The organism is Rhodoplanes sp., assembly GCF_013377085.1.
Lineage (GTDB): Bacteria > Pseudomonadota > Alphaproteobacteria > Rhizobiales > Xanthobacteraceae > Rhodoplanes.
In genome coordinates this window covers 18015-38730 of the sequence record NZ_JACAAX010000015.1, presented here as the reverse complement: position 1 = coordinate 38730, position 20716 = coordinate 18015, and the positions used below count along the sequence as shown (strand labels likewise).

The 20716-nt window shown below is 70.2% G+C and carries 16 protein-coding genes; 10 read left to right on the top strand and 6 right to left on the bottom strand.

Features of this window, described 5'->3' with window-relative positions; translation table 11 throughout:
* Window positions 1-35: 35 nt before the first annotated feature.
* From HXX10_RS12640 to HXX10_RS12630, 3 genes are all read left to right on the top strand, one after another.
* Window positions 36-1013, top strand: a complete 978-nt coding sequence (locus HXX10_RS12640; RefSeq protein ID WP_296522616.1) for an aliphatic sulfonate ABC transporter substrate-binding protein — start codon at window positions 36-38, stop codon at window positions 1011-1013.
* Between the two features lie 32 nt (window positions 1014-1045).
* Complete coding sequence (locus HXX10_RS12635) at window positions 1046-1897, top strand: ABC transporter permease (protein WP_296522614.1); 852 nt, start codon at window positions 1046-1048, stop codon at window positions 1895-1897.
* A gap of 208 nt (window positions 1898-2105) precedes the next feature.
* A complete protein-coding gene (locus tag HXX10_RS12630) occupies window positions 2106-2882 on the top strand; it encodes an ABC transporter ATP-binding protein (RefSeq protein ID WP_296522612.1) in 777 nt (258 codons plus the stop codon).
* Window positions 2883-3123: 241 nt separating this feature from the next.
* Here HXX10_RS12630 and HXX10_RS12625 read toward each other — a convergent pair whose 3' ends face one another.
* The 4 genes from HXX10_RS12625 to HXX10_RS12610 all read right to left on the bottom strand — a co-directional run bounded on the left by HXX10_RS12625 (window position 3124) and on the right by HXX10_RS12610 (window position 10970).
* Window positions 3124-4284, bottom strand: coding sequence for an ABC transporter permease (locus tag HXX10_RS12625; RefSeq protein ID WP_296522611.1), 1161 nt, complete (start codon window positions 4282-4284; stop codon window positions 3124-3126).
* A gap of 25 nt (window positions 4285-4309) precedes the next feature.
* Window positions 4310-7042, bottom strand: coding sequence for a ribosome-associated ATPase/putative transporter RbbA (gene rbbA, locus HXX10_RS12620; protein ID WP_296522610.1), 2733 nt, complete (start codon window positions 7040-7042; stop codon window positions 4310-4312).
* Window positions 7039-8088, bottom strand: a complete 1050-nt coding sequence (locus HXX10_RS12615; RefSeq protein ID WP_296522609.1) for an HlyD family efflux transporter periplasmic adaptor subunit — start codon at window positions 8086-8088, stop codon at window positions 7039-7041. The genes rbbA and HXX10_RS12615 overlap by 4 nt, the downstream gene beginning before the upstream one ends.
* Before the next feature lie 131 nt (window positions 8089-8219).
* Entirely contained in the window at window positions 8220-10970 is a 2751-nt protein-coding gene (locus HXX10_RS12610) for a response regulator (protein WP_296522608.1), read from the bottom strand.
* A 239-nt stretch (window positions 10971-11209) separates the two neighbouring features.
* Here HXX10_RS12610 and HXX10_RS12605 point away from each other — a divergent pair, with 239 nt between their 5' ends.
* From HXX10_RS12605 to HXX10_RS12575, 7 genes are all read left to right on the top strand, one after another.
* Window positions 11210-11719, top strand: coding sequence for an OsmC family protein (locus HXX10_RS12605; protein WP_296522607.1), 510 nt, complete (start codon window positions 11210-11212; stop codon window positions 11717-11719).
* 60 nt (window positions 11720-11779) lie between these two features.
* Complete coding sequence (locus tag HXX10_RS12600; RefSeq protein WP_296522606.1) at window positions 11780-12598, top strand: hypothetical protein; 819 nt, start codon at window positions 11780-11782, stop codon at window positions 12596-12598.
* Window positions 12599-12664: 66 nt separating this feature from the next.
* Complete coding sequence (locus HXX10_RS12595; RefSeq protein WP_296522605.1) at window positions 12665-13633, top strand: LysR substrate-binding domain-containing protein; 969 nt, start codon at window positions 12665-12667, stop codon at window positions 13631-13633.
* A gap of 115 nt (window positions 13634-13748) precedes the next feature.
* Complete coding sequence (locus HXX10_RS12590) at window positions 13749-14762, top strand: tripartite tricarboxylate transporter substrate binding protein (RefSeq protein WP_296522604.1); 1014 nt, start codon at window positions 13749-13751, stop codon at window positions 14760-14762.
* Window positions 14763-14822: 60 nt separating this feature from the next.
* Window positions 14823-16235 carry an acyclic terpene utilization AtuA family protein gene (locus HXX10_RS12585; protein WP_296522603.1) on the top strand — a complete coding sequence of 471 codons (1413 nt, stop codon included), beginning with the start codon at window positions 14823-14825 and terminating at the stop codon, window positions 16233-16235.
* A complete protein-coding gene (locus tag HXX10_RS12580; RefSeq protein ID WP_296522602.1) occupies window positions 16232-16561 on the top strand; it encodes a DUF4387 domain-containing protein in 330 nt (109 codons plus the stop codon). Before HXX10_RS12585 ends, HXX10_RS12580 begins: the two co-directional genes overlap by 4 nt.
* A gap of 139 nt (window positions 16562-16700) precedes the next feature.
* On the top strand, window positions 16701-17381 hold the full coding sequence (locus tag HXX10_RS12575; protein WP_296522601.1) for a tetratricopeptide repeat protein: 681 nt from the start codon (window positions 16701-16703) through the stop codon (window positions 17379-17381).
* A 203-nt stretch (window positions 17382-17584) separates the two neighbouring features.
* Here HXX10_RS12575 and hutU read toward each other — a convergent pair whose 3' ends face one another.
* Entirely contained in the window at window positions 17585-19249 is a 1665-nt protein-coding gene (gene hutU, locus HXX10_RS12570; protein ID WP_296522600.1) for a urocanate hydratase, read from the bottom strand.
* A 139-nt stretch (window positions 19250-19388) separates the two neighbouring features.
* Window positions 19389-20588, bottom strand: coding sequence for an imidazolonepropionase (gene hutI, locus HXX10_RS12565; protein WP_296522599.1), 1200 nt, complete (start codon window positions 20586-20588; stop codon window positions 19389-19391).
* Between the last annotated feature and the right edge of the window lie 128 nt (window positions 20589-20716).

Genomic DNA, 20716 nt, shown 5'->3' with positions numbered 1-20716 from the left:
GACCCCCGGCCGATCCATTCATGTGCGGAGGTTCCATGTCGTCGATGTCGCGTCGTGCCGCCGCCGGTGCTCTCGCCGGCCTCGTCCTGTCGCTCGGCGGGCCCGCGCTCGCGGCCGATCCACCCAAGGAAATCCGCCTCGATTGGGCGACCTACAATCCCGTCTCGCTGGTGCTCAAGGACAAGGGGCTGCTGGAGAAGGAGCTCGCCAAGGATGGCATCACGGTCCGCTGGGTGCAGACGCTCGGCTCCAACAAGGCGCTCGAGTTCCTCAATGCCGGCTCGATCGACTTCGGCTCGACGGCCGGCTCGGCCGCGCTGGTCGCCCGGATCAACGGCAACCCGATCAAGTCGATCTACGTCTATTCGCGACCCGAATGGACCGCGCTGGTGACCCGCAAGGACTCGCCCGTCACCTCGGTCAAGGATCTGAAGGGCAAGCGCGTCGCCGTCACCCGCGGCACCGATCCGCACATCTTCCTGGTCCGCGCGCTGCTCGACGCCGGGCTGACCGAGCGCGACATCCAGCCGGTGCTCCTCCAGCATCCGGACGGCAAGACGGCGCTGATCCGCGGCGACGTCGACGCCTGGGCCGGGCTCGACCCGATGATGGCGCAGGCCGAGGTGGAGGACGGGGCGACGCTGTTCTACCGCAAGCCGGAGGCCAACACCTGGGGCATCCTCAATGTCCGCGAGGCCTTCCTGAAGGATCACCCGGAGCTGGTGCAACGGGTGCTCGCCGTCTACGAGGAGGCCCGCAAGCAGGCGCTGGCCGACCCCGAAGGCCTGAAGAAGACGTTTGTCGCCGTGACCAAGCTGCCCGAGGCCGTGGTGAAGAAGCAGCTCGAGGAACGCACCGAGCTGACCCACAGCCGCATCGGCGCGCCGCAGCGGGACTCGATCCTGGCGGCCGGGCTCGCGCTGCAGCAGGCCGGCGTGATCGGCCCGAACGTCGACGTCAAGGCGACCGTCGACGCGCTGATCGAGGACCGTCTGGCGACGGCCGGGAATTGACGCCGCCCGCCGCTCCGGCGATCGTTTCGCCCATGGTGGCCGACGCCGACATTGCCGCTCTCGACGCGACGCCCTCGGGACGCGCCCGCGCGCAGGCCGCGGGCAGCGCCCGACGCTGGCGCGGCGTCGGGCTCGGCCTGATCGTGCCGGTCATCGCCGCGGTCGGCTGGGAGTTTTTTGTGCGCGCCGGCCTGTCCGACGGCAGGCTGGTGCCGCCGCCCTCGCGCATTGTCGAGACGTTCTCCAACCTCGCCGCGACGGGCGAGCTGACGCGGCACACCGCCGCGACGGTTCTGCGGGTCGCCGTCGGCTTTGGGCTGGGGGCGGCGGCTGGCACGCTGTTCGGCGCCATCGCCGGCTACTCGGCGCTGGCCCGCTCACTGGTCGATCCGACCCTGCAGGCGCTGCGCGCCATTCCGTCGATCGCCTGGGTGCCACTGTTCATCCTGTGGCTCGGCATCTTCGAGGCCTCGAAGGTCGCGTTGATCGCCGTCGGGGTATTCTTCCCGGTCTATCTCGGCGTGATGGCGGCGATCGCTTCGGTCGACCGCAAGATCGTCGAGGTCGGCCGCATCTTTCGCCTGACGGGACCCGCGATGGTGCGGCGAATCCTGTTGCCTGCGGTGCTCCCCAGCTTCGTGGTGTCGCTGCGTGCCGGGCTCGGGCTCGGCTGGATGTTCGTCGTGGCGGCCGAGTTCATGGGCGCGGCCGAGGGCCTGGGCTACCTGTTGGTCGACGGCCAGCAGCTCGGCAAGCCGACCCAGATCGTCGCCGCCATCGTCGCCTTCGCGATCCTGGGCAAGACCACCGACTGGATCCTGGTCGCCATCACGGCCCCGTTCCTGCGCTGGGAGGACGTGGTGGCGCATGGCGAGGCGAGGTGATTGCAAGAGTGGGGCCTTGCTCGGTGCAGGCGCCGAAGAGCCCCCCACCCCCGACCCCTCCCCACCACTCGCTTCGCTCGGGGGGGAGGGGAGCAGAGGCGCTGCGGCTCCCCTCCCCCCGCGAAGCGGCGGGGAGGGGTCGGGGGTGGGGGGAACGGCACCGGCCCAAGCCGAACCGATCAGCCGAATTCTTCGTGAGAGGCCCCGCATGTTGGTCCTGGAAAACATCGGAAAGACCTACAGCAATGGGGTGCGGGCGCTGGACGGCGTGTCGCTCACCGTGCCGATCGGCGAGATCGTCGTCGTGGTCGGCGGCTCGGGCTGCGGCAAGTCCACGCTTCTGCGGCTCGTCTCCGGCCTCGACCGGCCGACCGACGGCCGCATCGTGCTGGACGGCGAGCAGATCACGGCGCCGCATGAAAAAATCGGCATGGTGTTCCAGGAGCCGCGGCTGCTGCCGTGGTTGACGGTCGCCGACAATGTCGGCTTCGGCCTTCAGGCCCGGCCGCGAGAGGAGCGCGACGAGCGCGTCGCGGCGCAGGTCGCCCGCGTCGGCCTCGCCGACAAGGCCGGCGTATGGCCGCGCGAGCTGTCCGGCGGACAGGCGCAGCGGGCGGCGCTCGCCCGCGCCCTGGTCACGCGGCCCGAGGTGCTGCTGCTCGACGAGCCGTTCTCGGCGCTCGACGCGTTTACGCGCACCGATCTTCAGGACCACCTGCTCGATCTCTGGCACGACGGCGAGCCGACGCTGGTGGTCGTCACCCACGATGTCGACGAGGCGATCGTGCTGGCCGACCGCATCGTGGTGATGCGCCCCCGCCCGGGCCGCATCGCCGCCGAGATCGCAGTCGCGCTGCCGCGCCCACGCGATCGAGAATCCGCCGCCTGGGACGCGGTGAAGCGGCAGGTGCTCGCCGCACTGCACGGCGCCCGCGAAGGGGCTCGGGAGAAAGCCACCGAGGACGGCGGCGCGATGTGGTGGTGAGACGAAACCCGAGTGATCCGTTCGGGGGCCAATCGCAGACGCATTCATACGGGGCCTCCCCCCACCCCCGACCCCTCTCCGCCACGAGCTTCGCTCGCGGGGGGAGGGGAGAAGACGGCGCTGCGGCTCCCCTCCCCCCATTCGCGTCAGCCAACGGCGAGGAGGGGTCGGAGGTAGGAGGCAGCGGCCTATCCGCTGAATTCAGAGCAAGTTTCGTCCGTCCAAAACAGTCTCCAAACACTTACCCGCCGAGAACGACGCGGCGGAAGCGCCGCAAGGCGGCGGCCAGATAGACGCCGCCGATGGCCGCGACGGCGATCAGGGGTGGCGACGCCGTCATGAAGCCGGCGCCGCGATACAGCACCGCCTGCGCAAAGCTGACGAAGTGCGGCGTCGGACTGATGATCCACACGATCCAGCGCAGCCAGACCGGCATGCTCTCGATCGGGGTGGCGCTGCCCGACAGCAGCATCGTCACCAGCAGCACGGGAATCGCGAGCAGGCCGAACTGACCCATCGTGTTGGCGATGGTGCCGAGCAGGATGCCGAGCGCCGCGACCGTGAACACGTAGACGGCGGCGCCGCCGAGGAACAGCAGGATCGAGCCGGCGATCGGTACCTGCAGCCACCACTCGACCACCAGCACCAGCGACAGCCCGGCCGCGACCAGCGTCACCAGGCCGTTGGCCAGGATCTTGGCCAGCATGATCTCGCTCGCCACCACGGGCATGACCAGCAGGTGCTCGACCGTGCCCTGCTCGCGCTCGCGGATCAGCGCCGCGCCGGTGAGGATCACGGTCAGCATGGTGATGCTGTTGATCACCTGCATCACCGAGGTGAACCAGCTCGATTTCAGGTTTGGATTGGAGTTGGCGCGAATCACCACATCGACCGGGTTGGTCGAGACGCCGTCGCGCCCCGCCTTGAAGGCGGCGACCTCGTTCAAGATGACGGTCTGCAGATAGGCCGCGCCGTTGCCGGCCTGGGTGATCGCGGTGGCGTCGACATTGACCTGCACCGTGGTGGTCCGCCCGGCCAGCACGTCGGCCTCGAACCGCGGCGGGATCTCGACGACGAAGACGTAGCGCGCGGCGTCCATCTCGCCGTCGATGGCGGTCGCGGCGATCTCCACGGCGGGGCGAAACAAGGGCGGCGTGAGGCCGTCGGCGATGCGCCGTGACAACGCCGAGCGGTCCTCGTCGACGATGGCGACGGCGAGGTTGTTCGCCTCGACGGAGGCGCCGGTCGCCACCGTGTAGACGTTGATGCTGAAGGCATAGACGACCAGGATCAGCATGACCGGGTCGGCCCGGATGCTGCGCAGCTCCTTGATGGTCAGCCGCCAGATGTTGGCGAGGTGGGCGCCGATCCCGAGGCGGCCCGTCTCCGGCTTGCGCGCCACTGTGTCAGATCCGTGCGCCGCCATCTCACGCCTCCTGCTTGCGCAGAAACAGCCGCGCGGCGACCAGATAGGCGACGGCGAACAACGCCAGCACCAGCATTTCGGGCCACACGGCGGACAGGCCGAGCGCCTTGGCGAAGGTGCCGACGCTGATCGGCTGATACCAGGCGGCCGGGAATGTCAGGCCGAGAAACCGCGCCCCGCCCGACAGCGACGACACCGGCACCAGCAGGCCGGAGAAGTTCACGGCCGGCACCACGGCCAGGATGGCGGTGGCGAACACGGCCGCCACCTGGGTGCGCGTGAAGGTGGACACGAGCTGGCCGAAGCCGGTCGTCGCGAAACAGTAGAGCAGCGTGCCGAGCGTCAGCGTCGCCAGCGACCCGGTGATCGGGACGCCGAACACCGTGACGGCGAGCAGCACCAGCAGCACGAAGCTCACCATCGAGACCGCGACATAGGGGAGCTGCTTGCCGACCAGGAACTCGACCTTGCTGGTCGGCGTCGAATGGAAATTGGCGATCGAGCCGGTCTCGATCTCGCGCACCACCGCGACCGCCGACATCACGGCCGGGATCAGGATCAGCATCAGCACGATGATGCTCGGCACCATGGCGTTGACGCTCTTGAACGACTGGTTGTAGCGGAAGCGCGTCTCGATGGTCACCGGGCTGACGGCGGCATTCGGCCCGACCGTCTCCACGGTGCGCCGCTTGGCGTATTGCAGGGCGAGGCCGGCGACGTAGCTGCGCGTCGTCTCGCCGCGGAACGGCATGGCGCCGTCGATCCACACGCCGACCTCCGGCACGCGGCCGTTCTGCAGGTCGCGCCCGAAGCCGGGCGGCACCTCGACGACCAGCGTCACCTCGCCGCTCCTGAACCGCGCGTCCATCTCGGCCGTCGTGCCGACCGGCGGCCGTTCGGTGAAATAGCGGGAGCCCGAGAAGCTTTCGAGGAGCGCACGGCTCTCCGGCGTCTGGTCCTGATCGAACGCCGCCCAGGTCAGATTCTCGACATCGAAGGAGATGCCGTAGCCGAACGCCAGCATCAGCACCAGCGGACCGACGAAGGCGAAGATCAGGCGAATCGGGTCGCGCAGCAGTTCCATGGCCTCGCGCCGCGCATAGGCCCACAGGCGCCCCGGATCGAACCGCTTCGGCGCCGTGCCCGCCGTGGCCGCCGCGGCGGGCGCATCCTGTGCCGGCGATTCCGCCGCGACCTTGCCGACGCCGCCGGCCTCGGCCAGATACGACACGAAGGCGTCCTCGAGGGTCGCGGCGCCGCGCCCCTTCGCCAGATCGGCCGGCGTGCCGACCGCCAGCACCTTGCCGGCATGCATCAGCGAGATGCGGTCGCAGCGCTCGGCCTCGTTCATGAAATGGGTCGACAGGAAGATGGTCACGCCGTCGTCGCGCGACAGGTCGATCAGGGTGCGCCAGAACGCGTCGCGGGCGATCGGGTCGACGCCCGAGGTCGGCTCGTCGAGAATCAGAATGGCCGGACGGTGCAGCACCGCGACGGCGAGCTGGAGCCGCTGCTTGATGCCGAGCGGCAGCGAGTCCGGCCGCGCGTCGGCGACATCCTTCAGGTCGTAGCGGGCAAGCAGCTCGGCGATCCGCGGCGCGATCTCGTCGGCCGGCAGGTGATAGAGCCGGGCGTGCAGATCGAGATTCTGGCGCACCGTCAGCTCGGTGTAGAGCGAGAAGGCCTGCGACATGTAGCCGACCTTGCGGCGCATCGCCATGTCGTCGCCGCCGATCGGCTCGCCGAGCAGCTTCGCCCGCCCCTCGCTCGCCGGCAACAGGCCGGTGAGCATCTTCATGGTGGTGGTCTTGCCGCAGCCGTTGGAGCCGAGGAAGCCGAAGATCTCGCCACGGCCGATGCGGAAGCTGACATGGTCGACAGCGACGAAGTCGCCGAATTTTCGCGTCAGCCCCTCGGCCTCGATCGCCGGCACGTCGTCGGCCGCGGCGACGCGCGGGCGCACCACCACGCCCTCGTGGCGGGAGCGCTTCTCCGGCGGCAGCAGCGCGATGAAGGCGCCCTCCAGCGAGGTCTCGTGCGCCTGCGCCAGGATTTCGTCCGGTGCGCCGCGGGCGATCACCTTGCCGTCGTCCATGGCGGCCAGCCAGTCGAACCGGGCGGCCTCCTCCATATAGGCGGTGGCGACGACCACGCTCATCTGCGGGCGCCGCGCCCGGATCGAATCGATCAGATCCCAGAACTGGCGACGCGACAACGGATCGACGCCGGTGGTCGGCTCGTCGAGCACGAGCAGGTCGGGGTCGTGCATCAGGGCGCAGCAGAGGCTGAGCTTCTGCTTCATGCCGCCGGACAGCTTGCCGGCCGGGCGGTCGACGAACGGATCGAGGCCGGTGGCGCGGGTGAGATCGGCGATGCGGGTGCGGCGCTCGGCCTCGCCCTGGCCGAACAGGCGGCCGAAGAAGTCGATGTTCTCGAACACGCTGAGCGTCGGATAGAGATTGCGGCCGAGGCCCTGCGGCATGTAGGCGATGCGGCCGCAACTGGCGCGGCGGTGGCCCGCATCCGCCATGTCGCCGTCGAACACGGTGACATGCCCGGCCTGGATTTTTCGAACCCCGGCGACCAGCGCGAGGAGCGTGGACTTGCCGACGCCGTCCGGCCCGATGATCCCGACCATGCCGTGCGCCGGAATGTCGAGGCTGACGTCGTCGAGGGCATGCGTCGTCCCGTAGCGGTGCGTGACCGCGACGACCCGCGCGACGAGGTCGGTCATTTGGGCAGCTTCACCACGAGATCCTCGGGCCAGGCGATCGTGGCGCTGGTGCGGGCGAAGCCGACACCGCGCACGCCCGTCTTCACCTGGCGGTGGTACTTCTGCAGCACGTCCGGATCGACCTGAAGCTTGACCCGGAACATCAGCTTCTGGCGCTCCTCGGCGGTCTCGACGCTTTTCGGCGTGAACTGCGCCTCGGTGGCGACGAACGCGACGGTGGCCGGGATGACATATTCGGGAATCGGGTCGGCGATGATGCGCGCCTCGTCGCCGAGCGTCAGCTTGCCGGCGTCCTCGGCCGGCAGATAGATGGTCAGGTACACGTCCTTGAGATCCAGGATGGTGAGAACGCGCTGCCCCGTCGCGACCACCTCGCCGGCGCGGGCGAGCCGGTACTGCACGCGGCCGCTGCGCGGCGACACCAGCACCAGGTCGACCAGCACCGACTGCAGCCGCTCGACATCGGCCTCGGCCACCTTGATGGCGAACTGCGCCTGCTCGTGCTGGGCCGTGGCGGCCCGGAAGGCGGCGTCGGCGGCCTCGAACTTGTTCCGCCGCTGGTCGACGACCTGCACGGTGATGCTCCCCTTCTCGAGCAGGCTCTTGCCGCGTTCCAGGTCGGTCCTTGCGAAGTTCACATCGCTGGTGCGCTGCGCGATGAGCGCGACGGCCTCGGCCAGCGCCTGCTTGGCGCGCAGCACCTGGGCCTGGGCGCCGCGGAGCTGCGCCTCGTATTCGGGCGACGAGATGGTGGCGACGACCTGGCCGGCCGTGACCTCGTCGCCCTCCTCCACCGTCATGGTGGCGAGCCGGCCGCCGTATTTCGCCGCGATGTCGACCTGGGTGGCCTCGATGCGGCCGTTCGACTTGACGATGCCGTCCGGCATGGTGTTGCCGCGCAACCGCGCGATGAGGGAGCGCACCGCCGACTCGGCGCGGGCGGCCGCACCTGGTTGGGTTGATTGGGCCTGGGCCGGCCCGGCTGTCGGGAGGGAGGCAAAGAGCGTGAGCGCAAAAACAACGACAGCGGCAACGCGAACGGGCATCGGGGGACTCCTCGGGACGATCGCGTCCCGACGTCGACCACGGTCCGCGACACCATCCCCGAGGAATCATACGCCGTTTCGGCGACGGTGTCCCGACAGGCCCGGCATGCGCGGGTCCCGTTGAAAGCGTGTCACCGCGGCGTCGACATCAGCGCATCGAGGCTGCCGGCCCGCGTGTTGGCGAGTGTGGCGCGAATACGGCGGTCGAGATCGACGTCGAGAAACGGCTTTCGCAGGATGTGCTCGTGGCGAACGCCGGCCAGCACCGTGGAGTCGGCGTAGCCGGTGATGAACACGATCGGCAGCGCCGGGCGGCGCATGCGCGCCTCCCGGGCGAGATCGAGGCCGCTCATGCCCGGCATGGCGAAGTCGATCAGCGCGATGTCGATATCGTCGCGCGCGGCGAGGCGCTCCAGCGCGGCGCCGCCGCTGCCCGCCTCGACCACCCGGTGGCCGAGCCCCTCCAGCATGGACGCCGTGATGTGGCGCACGTCGTCGTCGTCGTCGACCACGAGCACGCAGGCGGACGCCGCCGCGCCGGCGGGCGCGTCGGGCGAGGCCGAGGCGTCGGCCTCGTCGGTGACCGGGGCGCGCGGAAAGAACACCCGCACCGTGGTGCCCTGCCCGGCCACGGTCTCGATGGCGACGCCGCCACCCGACTGCTTGGCGAAGCCTAACACCTGGGAGAGCCCCAGGCCGGAGCCCTTGCCGACCGTCTTGGTGGTGAAGAACGGCTCGAACGCCTTGGCCAGCACCTCGTCCGCCATGCCGGTGCCGGTGTCGACCACGGCGAGCTCGACATACTCGCCGGCGGCGGGCTGCTCCGGCCGCTGCGGATCGCCGCGCACGACATTGGCGGTGCGCACCGTGAGACGGCCGCCGACCTGCATGGCGTCGCGGGCGTTGATCGCGAGATTGAGCACGACGAGCTCGAGCTGGGTCGGATCGACCAGCGCGGCCCACGGCGTCGGAGCGAGCACGGTCTCGAGCTCGATGCCGCCGCCCATCGTGGTGGCGAGCAGCTCGTGCATCTTGCCGACGGTCTCGTTGAGGTCGAGGGCGCAGGGCTCGAGTCGTTGCCGGCGCGAGAAGGCGAGGAGCTGGGCGATCAGCTTGGCGCCGCGCTCGGCGGCGATGCGGATATGGGTGATCCGCCGCATCAACTTGGGATCGTCGGCCTCCGCCCACAGCTTCTCGAGATAGCTGGCATTGCCGAGGATGACGGTGAGCAGATTGTTGAAGTCGTGGGCGACGCCCGAGGTGAGCTGGCCGACCGCGTCGAGCCGCTGCATCTGCCGCAGCGTCGCCTCGACCTGCTCGCGCTCCTCGATCTGGGCGAGGAGCTGGCGGTTGGCGGCGGCGATGTCCTCGGTGCGCTCGGCGACCCGCGTCTCCAGAGTCTCGTTGAGACGCAGGAGATCCTCGCGGCTCTTGCGCAGCGCCGCCTCGAAGCGCCGCGCGCCGCTGACGTCGACGCAGGAGCCGATGAAGCCGAGAAAGGCGCCGTCGGCGGCGTAGTGCGGCACGCCGGTGTCGTCGACCTGGCACCATTCGCCGTCGTGCCGGCGCAGCCGGAACTCGACGCGGAACGGCTCGCGCTGATCGAGGGCGGAGCGGTAGACGGCGGCACAGCGGGAGCGGTCGTCGGGATGGACGCCGGCGAGCCAGCCCTCGCCCAGCTCGTCCTCCAGGCCGCGGCCCGTAAAGACGAGCCAGGGACGGTTGAACCAGGTGCACAGCCCGCCCGGGTCCGACAGCCAGATCATCACGGGCGCCGAATCGGCGAGGTCGCGGAAGCGCGCCTCCAACCGGACGAGCTCGTCGGTGCGGCGGCGTTCCTCCTCGGTGGCCCGGGCATTGGACATCGCGGTGGCGACATGGCCGGCGACGAGCTCGAGAAAGCCGCGATAGTCATCGTCGAGGGCACGGCGCGGATTGATGCCGACGACCACGGCGCCGCACACGGCGCCGGCGACGCCGAGCCGCGGCACCGGCAGCACGAGGGCGCGCTTCACCGGCTCGGGCCACACCGTGCCGGTGAGCGAGCCGAAGCGGAACGGCAGATAGTCGAGCAGCACCGGCTCGGCCGCGCGGATCGCCCGGGCGACGCACCAGGGATCGTCGTCGTCGAAGCCGACCTCGGCCGGATACTTCTCGGCCGGTACCCCACAGGCGCCGGCGACCTGCAGCACCGAGCGCTCCTCGTCGACCAGATACAGGAGCGCGACCGGGATGTCGGGATTGTTGGCGCCGAGCACGTCCATGATGCGGCGGCTGGCATGCTCGACCGTGCGGGCCTCGGCCGTCTGGGAGGCGAGCTCGCGCAAGATGCGCAGGCGGCGTTCGCCCAAAACGCGCTCGGTGGTCTCGGTGACGGCCGTGAAGACGCCGCCGATCCGCCCGTCGGCGTGCTTGATCGGGCTGTAGGAGTACGTGAAGTAGGCTTCTTCCAGATAATTGTTGCGGTCGAGCGGCAGCAGCACGTCGTGCGACCAGGTCGCCTCGCCCTGCCAGATGCTGTCGAGCTGCGGCCCGGTGATGCTCCAGGTCTCCGGCCAGATGACGCGCCCCGGGCGGCCGAGGCTGGCCGGATGCTTGGTCATGCCGAGGATCGGCCGGTAGGCGTCGTTATAGAGCATCACGAAATCGGGCCCCCACCAGATCAGCATGGGGAAGCGCGAGTTCAAGCAAATGCTCACCGCCATCTTGAGGGCGTCGGGCCAACGCTCCGGCGGCCCGAGTGGCGAGCGGGTCCAGTCGTGGGCCCGCATGAGCGCGCCCATCTCGCCCCCGCCGGCGAGGAATTGGAAGGTCCTTGTGATGATGTCGACTCGTTCGGGTTCGGTGTCGGAGGGTTCGGCGTCCGCGCCTTGCGCTGTCATTCCGGAAACCCTGAACACAGCATCGAAACGTGGCGGACGGACGGCGTCGGAAAACGGCGCTTCGTGATGGCTCGGAGAAATCCGAAACGGTTTCATCTAAAGTGACGGAATGTGAGGGCTCAGTCAAACTGCACGCATTCGCAATGATTTAGAGACCGGCACCTGCACCCCTTGCGCACGCGGCCGCGGTCTGTAACGTGCGAGCCCTTTCGTGCCCCCGACAGAAGAGACCCGACCCGATGGATGCGACCGAGCTGCGGGCCCTGCAGGCCCCGATCAAGGACCGCTACAAGGCCGACCCCGCCGCCGCCATGATCACCCTGAAGGCCAGGGGGACACTCGACGACAGCAATGTCGCCTGCAAGGTCGAGACCGGGCGGGCGCTGGCGGTCGCGGGCCTGCATCCGGCGACCGGCGGCACCGGCCTCGAGCTGTGCTCCGGCGACATGCTGCTCGAGGCGCTGGTCGCCTGCGCGGGTGTGACCCTGAAGGCGGTGGCGACCGCGCTCGCCATTCCGCTGAAGAGCGGCACCGTGGCGGCCGAGGGCGATCTCGATTTCCGCGGCACGCTCGGGGTCGCCAAGGACGCGCCGGTCGGCTTCGCCGAGATCCGCCTCGCCTTCACGGTCGATACCGACGCGCCGCAGGAGCAGCTCGACCAGCTCCTCAAGTTGACCGAGCGCTATTGCGTGGTCTACCAGACCATCCGCAACGGGCCGCGCGTCGCCGTCCGTCTCGATCGCGCCTGAGGCCGCCGCCCGCCGTAGCCGGGCGCAGGCCGCGCCCACCCCGCCCCCGGTTCACGTGCCATGTCCCCCGACCTCCAGGTGCTGCTGCCGCTCGCGAGCAAGATGGCGGTCACGGCGCTGATCGTGGTGATCGCCACCGTGGTGGCCGAGCGGGCCGGGGCGCTGCTCGGCGCCATGATCGCGACGCTGCCGACCTCGGCCGGGCCGGCCTATGTGTTCCTGGCCCTCGACCACGGCGCCGACTTCATCGCCGCGAGTGCGCTGGCGAGCGTCACGGCCAATGCCGGGAACGGCCTGTTCGCGCTCACCTATGTGTGGCTGGCGCAGCGGCACGGGATTGTCGCGAGCGCCGCCGGGGCGCTCGCCGTCTGGGTGGTCGCCGGCTTCGCCGTGCAGGCGGTGACATGGACCACATGGCCGGCCGTGATCGTGATCTTCGCCGTGCTGATCGGCTGCGTCGTGCTGGCGGCGCCCTATCGGCATGCCAGGATCCCGCTGACGCGGCGGCGCTGGTACGACGTGCCGGCCCGTGCCCTGATGGTGGCGAGCCTGGTCGGCTTCGTCGTCACCATGAGCGAGCGGCTCGGCACCGGCGTCACCGGCCTGCTCTCGGCCTTTCCGATCGTGCTGCTGAGCTTCGTCATCATCCTGCAGCCGCGGCTCGGCGGCCCGGCGACGGCCGCCATCATCGCCAATGCGCTGATCGGCCTGGTCGGCTTCACGGCCGCCTGCCTGACCATCCATCTCACCGTGCCGCTCGCCGGCGTCTGGCTCGGCCTCTCCCTCGCACTCGCCGTCGCGGTCGGCTTCAATCTCGCGGTGCTGCTGGTGGGCCGCAGCCCGCTCGGGCCGAAACCGCGCGGCAATCCGCCGACTTGATTCGCCGGTTCCCACTTCGCTCGAAAACGCTCTAGGCTCGCGGCGTCCTCGAACCGACCGGCCATCATGGACATTCGCCAGCTCCGCGCCTTCGTCATCATCGTCGACCTCGGCAGCCTGACCCGCGCGGCGGCGCATCTGCATGTGGCGCAACCGGCGCTGAGCCAGCGGATGACGAGGCTCGAGGCCGAGCTGAAGACCGCGCTGCTGCTGCGCAGCCCGCAGGGCGTGCGTCCGACCGAGGCCGGCAAGGCGCTCTACCGCCATGCCCGGCTCGTGCTGCGCCAGCTCGAGGAGGCGCGCGCCGAGGTGCTCCACGGGGCGCAGGGCGGCGCCACCGGCACGGTCGCGGTCGGGCTGCCGACCACGGTCGCGGCCATGCTGGCCGCGCCCCTGCTGCGCCGCATGCGCGACCAGCATCCGGGCATCCGGCTGCAGGTGTTCGAATCGATGAGCGGCTACCTGGCCGAGCTTCTGGCCAACGGCCGGCTCGACCTCGCGGTGCTGTACCGGGACGTGGAGACGCCGAACGTCGCAGTGGAGCCGCTGCTCGACGAGGATCTGTTCGTGATGGGCGCGGTGCCCGGCGACGACGTCCCCGGCGAGGCCGGCGACGCAGGCGAGGCGACGCAGGCGACCCTGCGGGTCGCCGCGCTCTCCGGCGTGCCGCTGGTGCTGCCGAGCGGCGGCCAGGGCCTGCGGCTCCTGGTCGATCGCGCCTTCGCCCAGGCCGACGCCGAACCGCCGACCGTGATCGCCGACATCGACTCGCTGCCGCTGCTGCTCTCCGCCGCGCTCGACGGGCTCGCCTGCACGGTGCTGCCGTGGTCGGCGCTCGCCGCGCTGCCGGCCGGCGTGACGCTCGCGCATCGCCGCCTGGTCGAGCCGGCGGTGGCGCGTCCCGTGAGCCTGTGCCGACTGGCCTCGGCGGCCCGCACGGCCGCGGCGGAAGCCGTGCACGACATCCTGGTCGCCCTCACCCGCGAACGGGTCGAGGCGGGCGCCTGGCGGGGCGTCCGGCTGCGCGAGCCATAAACCGGCCTTATGGCCCGCAGAGCGAGACGGTATTTCCCGCCCGCCGTGCCGGCCGCCTACCCTCGGTTTCATCCGGTGGCGGAGATCGCCGACTCGCAACCAGGGAGGATTTTTCATGACCGACGTTTTCGTACCGACACGCCGTGCGGCCCTGGCCGGCGCCGCGCTTCTCGGCGTGACGCTCGCCGCCGCCGTGCCGGGCACCCCGGCACCGGCGCAGGAGGTCTACCCCGCCCGTCCCGTCACCGTGGTCGTGCCGCAGGCCCCGGCCGGCACCAACGACATCGTCGCGCGCGTTCTCGCCGACAAGATGGGCGAGATCCTCGGCCAGGCCCGCTTCGTGGTGGAGAACCGGCCGGGCGCCGGCGGCAACATCGGCACCGCCTCGGCGGCCCGCGCCGCGCCGGACGGCTACACGCTGCTGGTCACCATCTCGTCGACCCAGGCCATCAACCCGTCCCTGTTCGCCAAGCTCGGCTTCGATCCGGTCAAGGACTTCGAGCCGATCACGCTGCTCGCCACCGTGCCGAACGTGCTGGTGGCCCATCCCTCGCTGCCGGCCAACACGGTCGCCGAGCTGATCACGCTCGCCAAGCAGCAGGCCGCGACTCAGCCGCTGCAATACGCCTCCGCCGGCAACGGCACCCTCAACCACCTGCTCGGCGAGATGCTCAAGAGCCGCGCCGGCATTCCGCTGACCCACGTGCCATACCGCGGCGTCGCCCCGGCCATCAACGACATGGTGGCCGGCCATGTGATGCTCGGCTTCGCCAGCATGCCTTCGGTGATGTCGCATCTGCAGGGCAAGTCGCTCAAGGCGCTGGCGATGAGCTCGGCGCAGCGGACGCCGGCGGCGCCCGACATCCCGGCCATCGCCGAGACGCTCCCGGGCTTCGCGGCGGACCTCTGGGTCGCGCTGTTCGCGCCGAGGGGGCTCCCGAAGACGGTCCGCGACAAGCTGCATACGGCGGCCGTGCAGGCCATGAAGGACCCCGGCGTCCAGGAGAAGCTGAAGGCGCAGGGCGCCACCATCGTCACCGGCACGCCGGAGGAGCTCGCCGCCCTGCTCGACACCGACCTCGCCGCCTGGGCCGAGGTGGTGAAGACCGCCGGCGCCAAGGTGGAGTGACGGCGGCCGACCGTCTCCCGACCGGACGATCCAATAACAAGCCTTGTGAGAGCACGAACAATGATCACCTCCCCGCCGGACGAGCTGAGAATCCTCTCGCCGACCGCGATCCTCGGCTACGGCTTCCCGGAGTCGTCCTTCGCGGCGGGGCTCGCGCGCAATCCGCACGTCATCGCGGTCGACGCCGGCTCGTCCGACCCGGGGCCGTACTATCTCGGCGCCGGTGTGCCGTTCACGGACCGCGCCGCCGTGAAGCGCGACCTCCGCCTGATGCTGATCGCAGGTCGCGGGCGGAGCATTCCCGTGATCGTCGGCACGGCGGGCGGCTGCGGGGCGCAGCCGCATCTCGACTGGACGCTGTCGATCGTGCGCGAGATCGCCGACGAGGAGGGCCTCTCGTTCCGGCTCGCCGTGATCCCGGCCGACATCGACCCGGACGCGCTGCTGGCGGCGCACCGGGCGGGCCGACTGGCGCCGCTGCCGCCCGGACCGGAGGCGAGCGAGGACGACATCCGCGCCTCCACCCATCTGGTCGCCCAGATGGGCGTCGAGCCGCTGATCGCCGCGCTGCGGGCCGGCGCCGACGTGATCGTCGCCGGCCGGGCCTACGATCCCGCCGTGTTCGCAGCCGTGCCGCTGATGCACGGCTTCGATCCCGGGCTTGCCGTGCATCTCGGAAAGATCCTCGAATGCGCCGCGATCGCGGCCGTGCCGGGATCAGGCGGCGACTGCATGCTCGGCACGCTGCGGCCCGATCACTTCCTGGTCGAGCCCCTCGCGCCCGAGCGGCGTTGCACGGTGGTCTCCGTCGCGGCCCACACGCTCTACGAAAAGAGCGATCCATATCGCCTGCCGGGCCCGGGCGGCGTGCTCGACCTGACGGCGGCGGCGTTCACGCAAGAGGACGACCGCACCGTGCGGGTCACCGGCAGCCGTATGGTGCGCAAGCCCTACACGCTCAAGATCGAGGGCGCGGCGCTGGCGGGCTTCCGCACCGTGTCGATCGCCGGCGTGCGGGACCCGTCCTTCATCGCGCAGGTCGACTCGATCCTCGACGCGGTGCGCGGGCGTGTGGCCGAGAATTTCGCCCGCACGCTCGATCCCGGCGCATACCGGCTGCTGTTCCGGCTCTACGGGCGCGACGGCGTGATGGGGCGCAGCGAGCCGCTGCGCGACACCGCGACGCCGCACGAGCTCGGGTTGGTGATCGAGGCCGTCGCCGCCAGCCAGGAGATCGCCGACACCGTGGTCAGCTTCGCCCGTGCGAGCTTGCTGCACTGGGGCTATCCTGGCCGCGTCTCCACCGCCGGCAATCTCGCCTTCCCGTACTCGCCCTCCGACTTCCAGGCCGGCGAGGTGTTCCGCTTCAGCGTCTATCACCTGCTGACCGGGATCGACGACCCATGTGCACCGTTTCCGATCCGGATCGAGGAGGTCGGCCGCGGGGCCGCCGTCGCGGAGGTCAAGCCATGAGCACGGTCCGCCTCGTCGACATCGCCGGCGTGATCCGTTCGAAGAACGCCGGCCCGTTCGAGCTGACGCTCGACATCATGTTCCGCGACGCCGCGTGGTACCAGCGCGTCCGCCAGAGCGGCGCGATCAGCGCAGCCCGGATCGCTGCCCTTTACGGCGTGACCGAAGAGGATGTTATCTCCATCGTCGCCTTCGACCCCGCCAATGCCCTCAAGATCACGCTCAAGCGGCCGCTCGCCTCGGGCGCGATCGGCGACGCCGACGTCTACGGGGCGCAGCAGCACGCCCCGCTGCTCGGGCTGACCTTCGAGGATCCGGCGTCCTGACCGTCGGCCTCGCCGCGGCTTGGCGCGGCGCACGGTCGGCAGCTCGGTTCCGTTGAGACAGATCAACGACGGCGGAGAGGCGATCTCGGCAACGTCACGGTTCATCGACCGACCGTGGAGCCGCGCCGCGAGACCCCTCATGCCGACCAGAGTCGTCGTCCCGACGCGAGTATTCGCCCTGCTGTGCTGCTGTATCGCAGTCGCGACGGCCGCGATCGCGCAGGATGCCCCGCCGATGGACTGCGACAGTCTCGCGGCGAGTGCCGACGACCCGCAGCGCAAGGCGCCCGGCGTGCCGATCGACCGGATCGTCCCCAAGAAGGCGATCGCCGCCTGCTTCAAGGCCAAGACGCTGTTTCCCGAGGTGGCGCGCTTCCGTTTTCAGCTCGGGCGCGCTTACGAGGCCAGCAAGGAGCCGGACATCGCGGCGCGCTGGTACGGCGAGGCGGCGGAGCGCGGGCATGCGCCGGCGCAGACGAGCCTCGGCCGCTTGTACGAGGCCGGCGACGGCGTTGCCCAGGACGACGGCGAGGCGGCACGCTGGTTCCGCAAGGCGGCCGAGCAGGGCGACCCGGTCGCCCAGACGAGGCTCGGTAACATGCATGCGAGCGGCCGTGGCGTCGACGAGGACACCGCTGCGGCGCTGACGTGGTTCCGCCGCGCCGCCGATCAGGGCTATGCGCCGGCCCAATACACGTTGGCCGTCGCGCTGGAGGACGGCGAGGGCATCGAGAAGGACGAGGAGCAGGCCCTCGCCCTCTACCGCAAGGCCGCCGCCCAGGGCTACGCCCCGGCCAAGGAGCGGCTGGAGGCGAAGTGAGGGGGCGGCCGTACATGGACGGCGCAGATGGGACTGCTGCATGGCACCCCCCTCCCCGCCGTCGTGCCCCGCGAAGGCGGGGCATCCAGTACGCCGTGACGCATCGGTCCAATCTCCGGCGACGGCGACTGCTGGATCGTCCGCCTGCGCGGACGATGACGATCGCTGGCGTGTTGCCCGTCGATGAGGCTATGGCGCAAGCCTCACTCCAGGCTCGGCATGATCAGGCCCTTTTCGCGGGCGCAGGCCTGCGCGGTCTCGTAGCCGGCATCGGCGTGGCGGATGACGCCGGTCGCCGGGTCGTTCCACAGCACGCGCGCGAGCCGTCGCGCCGCCTCCGGCGTGCCGTCGGCGACGATCACCATGCCGGCATGCTGCGAGTAGCCGATGCCGACGCCACCGCCGTGATGGATCGACACCCAGGTGGCGCCGCTCGCGCAGTTGACCAGCGCATTGAGCAGCGGCCAGTCGGACACGGCGTCCGAGCCGTCCAGCATCGCCTCGGTCTCGCGGTTGGGGCTTGCGACGCTGCCTGAATCGAGATGATCACGACCGATGACGATCGGGGCGCTGATCTCGCCCTTCGCCACCAGCTCGTTGAAGGCGAGGCCGACGCGATGACGGTCGCCGAGCCCGAGCCAGCAGATGCGCGACGGCAGGCCCTGGAATTTTATCCGCTTCTGGGCCATGTCGATCCAGTTGTGCAGATGGCGGTCGTTCGGGAGCAGTTCCTTGACCGCCGCGTCGGCGCGAAAAATGTCGGCGGGATCGCCGGACAGCGCGGCCCAGCGGAACGGGCCGATGCCGCGGCAGAACATCGGCCTAATATAGGCCGGCACGAAGCCCGGGAACGCGAAGGCGTCAACGAGGCCTTCGTCCTGCGCCATCTGGCGGATGTTGTTGCCGTAGTCGACGGTCGGCACGCCGGCGCGATGGAAGTCGAGCATCGCCTGGACGTGCTCGACCATCGAACGCTTGGCCGCGTGCTCGACGGCTTTCGGATCACTCTCGCGCTTGGCCTCCCACTCGGCCAGCGTCCAGCCCTTGGGCAGATAGCCGTTGACCGGATCGTGCGCCGAGGTCTGGTCCGTCACGGCGTCCGGCCTGACGCCGCGCCGGAAAAGCTCGGGGAACACATCGGCGGCGTTGCCCAAAAGGCCGATCGACACCGGCGTCTTGGCCGCGCAAGCGCGGCGGATGATCTCCAAGGCCTCGTCGAGCGTGTCGGCTTTGACGTCGAGATAGCCGGTCTTGAGCCGCATCTCGATGCGGCTCGGCTGACATTCGACGACCAGGCAGGAGGCGCCCGCCATCACGGCGGCGAGCGGCTGCGCGCCGCCCATGCCGCCGAGGCCGGCGGTGAGGATCCATCTGCCCGCGAGGTCGCCGCCATAGTGCCGGCGACCGAGCTCGGCAAACGTCTCGTAGGTGCCCTGCACGATGCCCTGCGAGCCGATATAGATCCACGAGCCGGCCGTCATCTGGCCGTACATCATCAGGCCCTTGCGATCGAGCGCGTTGAAGTGGTCCCAGGTCGCCCAGTGCGGCACCAGATTGGAGTTGGCGATCAAGACGCGCGGCGCATCGGCATGGGTCGTCAGCACGGCGACCGGCTTTCCCGATTGCACCAACAGTGTCTGGTCGCTCTCCAGCGCCCGCAGCGCTGCGACGATGCGGTCAAAGCTCTCCCAGTTGCGCGCGGCCCGGCCGATGCCACCATAGACGACGAGCTCGTTCGGCTTCTCGGCGACATCGGGATCGAGATTGTTCATCAGCATGCGCAGCGGCGCCTCGGTCAGCCAGCTCTTGGCCGAGAGCACGTTGCCGTGTGGCGCGCGGATAGTTCGGGCGTTGTCGATGCGGGTCATGGTGTGGTCCTCTGGTTGGTCATTCCGGGGCGCGGCGAAGCCGCGAACCCTGAATCCAGAAACGCACTCAGAGAGTCTGGCTGGATTCCGGGTCCGGCGCTGTCGCGCCGTCCCGGAATGACCGAATGAATGTTCGGCATCACGCGCCCCTGAACACTCTGGCATAGAGCGGGTTGAAGCCGATGCGGTAGACGAGCTCGGCGGGCGTGTCGACGTCCCAGATGGCGAGGTCGCAGTCCTTGCCGGGTGTGAGCGTGCCGATCTCGGAGGCGAGGCCGAGCGCATGCGCGGCCTCGCGGGTGACGCCGGCGATCGCCTCGTCGACGGTGAGGCGGAACAGCGTCGCGCCCATGTTCATGGTCAAGAGCAGCGAGGTGAGCGGCGAGGTGCCGGGATTGCAGTCGGTCGCCAGCGCGATTCTGGTGCCATGCCGGCGGAACGCCTCGACCGGCGGCTTGTGGGTTTCGCGCAGCACATAGAAGGCGCCGGGCAGCAGCACCGCCACGGTGCCGGCCTTCGCCATCGCGGCCGCGCCCTCCTCGTCGGTGTATTCGAGATGATCGGCCGACAGCGCGCCGTGCTCGGCCGCGAGTTTTGCTCCATGCAGATTCGAGAGCTGGTCGGCGTGCAGTTTTACGGGCAGCCCCGCGGCCTTGGCAGCAGCGAACACGCGTGCCGTCTGTTCCGGCGAGAAGGCGATCCCCTCGCAGAAGGCGTCGACCGCATCGGCGAGCTTTTCGCGCGCCAGCATCGGGATCAGATCGCACACGGCGGCGATATAAGACTCCTTGTCGGGCGTCTCGGGCGGCGTCGCGTGCGCACCCAGATAGGTGGTGACGACCCGCACCGCCGCCTCGCCGCCGAGTTTTCGCGCGGCGCGCAGCATCCGGGTCTCGGTCTCGGCATCGAGCCCGTAGCCCGACTTGATCTCCACCGTGGTGACGCCTTCGGCCAAGAGCCGGTCGAGCCGCGCCCGGGCGCTCGACACCAGCTCATCCTCGTTCGCGGCGCGCGTCGCTTTCACGGTGGAGACGATGCCACCGCCCGCGCGAGAAATCTCCTCGTAGCTCGCCCCGGCGAGCCGCAGCTCGAATTCCCGCGCCCGCGACCCGCCGTAGACCAGATGGGTGTGGCAGTCGATCAGCCCGGGCGTCACCAGCCGCCCGTCGAGCCGCACCGTCTCGGCCGCGTCGCCGGGCGGCAGCTCGGCCTCCGGGCCGGCATAGACGATCCGGCCATCCCTGGCAGCCACCGCGCCGCGCTCGACCAGGCCGAGCCCCGGCCGGTCGGGAGCGAGCGTCGCCAGCCGCGCGTCACGCCAAACCCTGTCGAACCGCATGATCGCCTCGTCGTCGGTCTCGCCTGGCAAGGCTCGCCTGGCAAGGCTCGCCTGCGCCCTGTCCCATACAAAATCGCCGCGCCCTCCGCTATGGTCCAGCGCGCGCGGCAGGCGAGGCGCCGCTCCGC

Coding starts and splice junctions, on each gene's coding strand:
- HXX10_RS12640 (WP_296522616.1), top strand. CDS start 36: ATGTCGTCGATGTCGCGTCGTGCCGCCGCCGGTGCTCTCGCCGGCCTC.
- HXX10_RS12635 (WP_296522614.1), top strand. CDS start 1,046: ATGGTGGCCGACGCCGACATTGCCGCTCTCGACGCGACGCCCTCGGGA.
- HXX10_RS12630 (WP_296522612.1), top strand. CDS start 2,106: ATGTTGGTCCTGGAAAACATCGGAAAGACCTACAGCAATGGGGTGCGG.
- rbbA (WP_296522610.1), bottom strand. CDS start 7,042: ATGACCGACCTCGTCGCGCGGGTCGTCGCGGTCACGCACCGCTACGGG.
- HXX10_RS12615 (WP_296522609.1), bottom strand. CDS start 8,088: ATGCCCGTTCGCGTTGCCGCTGTCGTTGTTTTTGCGCTCACGCTCTTT.
- HXX10_RS12610 (WP_296522608.1), bottom strand. CDS start 10,970: ATGACAGCGCAAGGCGCGGACGCCGAACCCTCCGACACCGAACCCGAA.
- HXX10_RS12605 (WP_296522607.1), top strand. CDS start 11,210: ATGGATGCGACCGAGCTGCGGGCCCTGCAGGCCCCGATCAAGGACCGC.
- HXX10_RS12600 (WP_296522606.1), top strand. CDS start 11,780: ATGTCCCCCGACCTCCAGGTGCTGCTGCCGCTCGCGAGCAAGATGGCG.
- HXX10_RS12595 (WP_296522605.1), top strand. CDS start 12,665: ATGGACATTCGCCAGCTCCGCGCCTTCGTCATCATCGTCGACCTCGGC.
- HXX10_RS12590 (WP_296522604.1), top strand. CDS start 13,749: ATGACCGACGTTTTCGTACCGACACGCCGTGCGGCCCTGGCCGGCGCC.
- HXX10_RS12585 (WP_296522603.1), top strand. CDS start 14,823: ATGATCACCTCCCCGCCGGACGAGCTGAGAATCCTCTCGCCGACCGCG.
- HXX10_RS12580 (WP_296522602.1), top strand. CDS start 16,232: ATGAGCACGGTCCGCCTCGTCGACATCGCCGGCGTGATCCGTTCGAAG.
- HXX10_RS12575 (WP_296522601.1), top strand. CDS start 16,701: ATGCCGACCAGAGTCGTCGTCCCGACGCGAGTATTCGCCCTGCTGTGC.
- hutU (WP_296522600.1), bottom strand. CDS start 19,249: ATGACCCGCATCGACAACGCCCGAACTATCCGCGCGCCACACGGCAAC.
- hutI (WP_296522599.1), bottom strand. CDS start 20,588: ATGCGGTTCGACAGGGTTTGGCGTGACGCGCGGCTGGCGACGCTCGCT.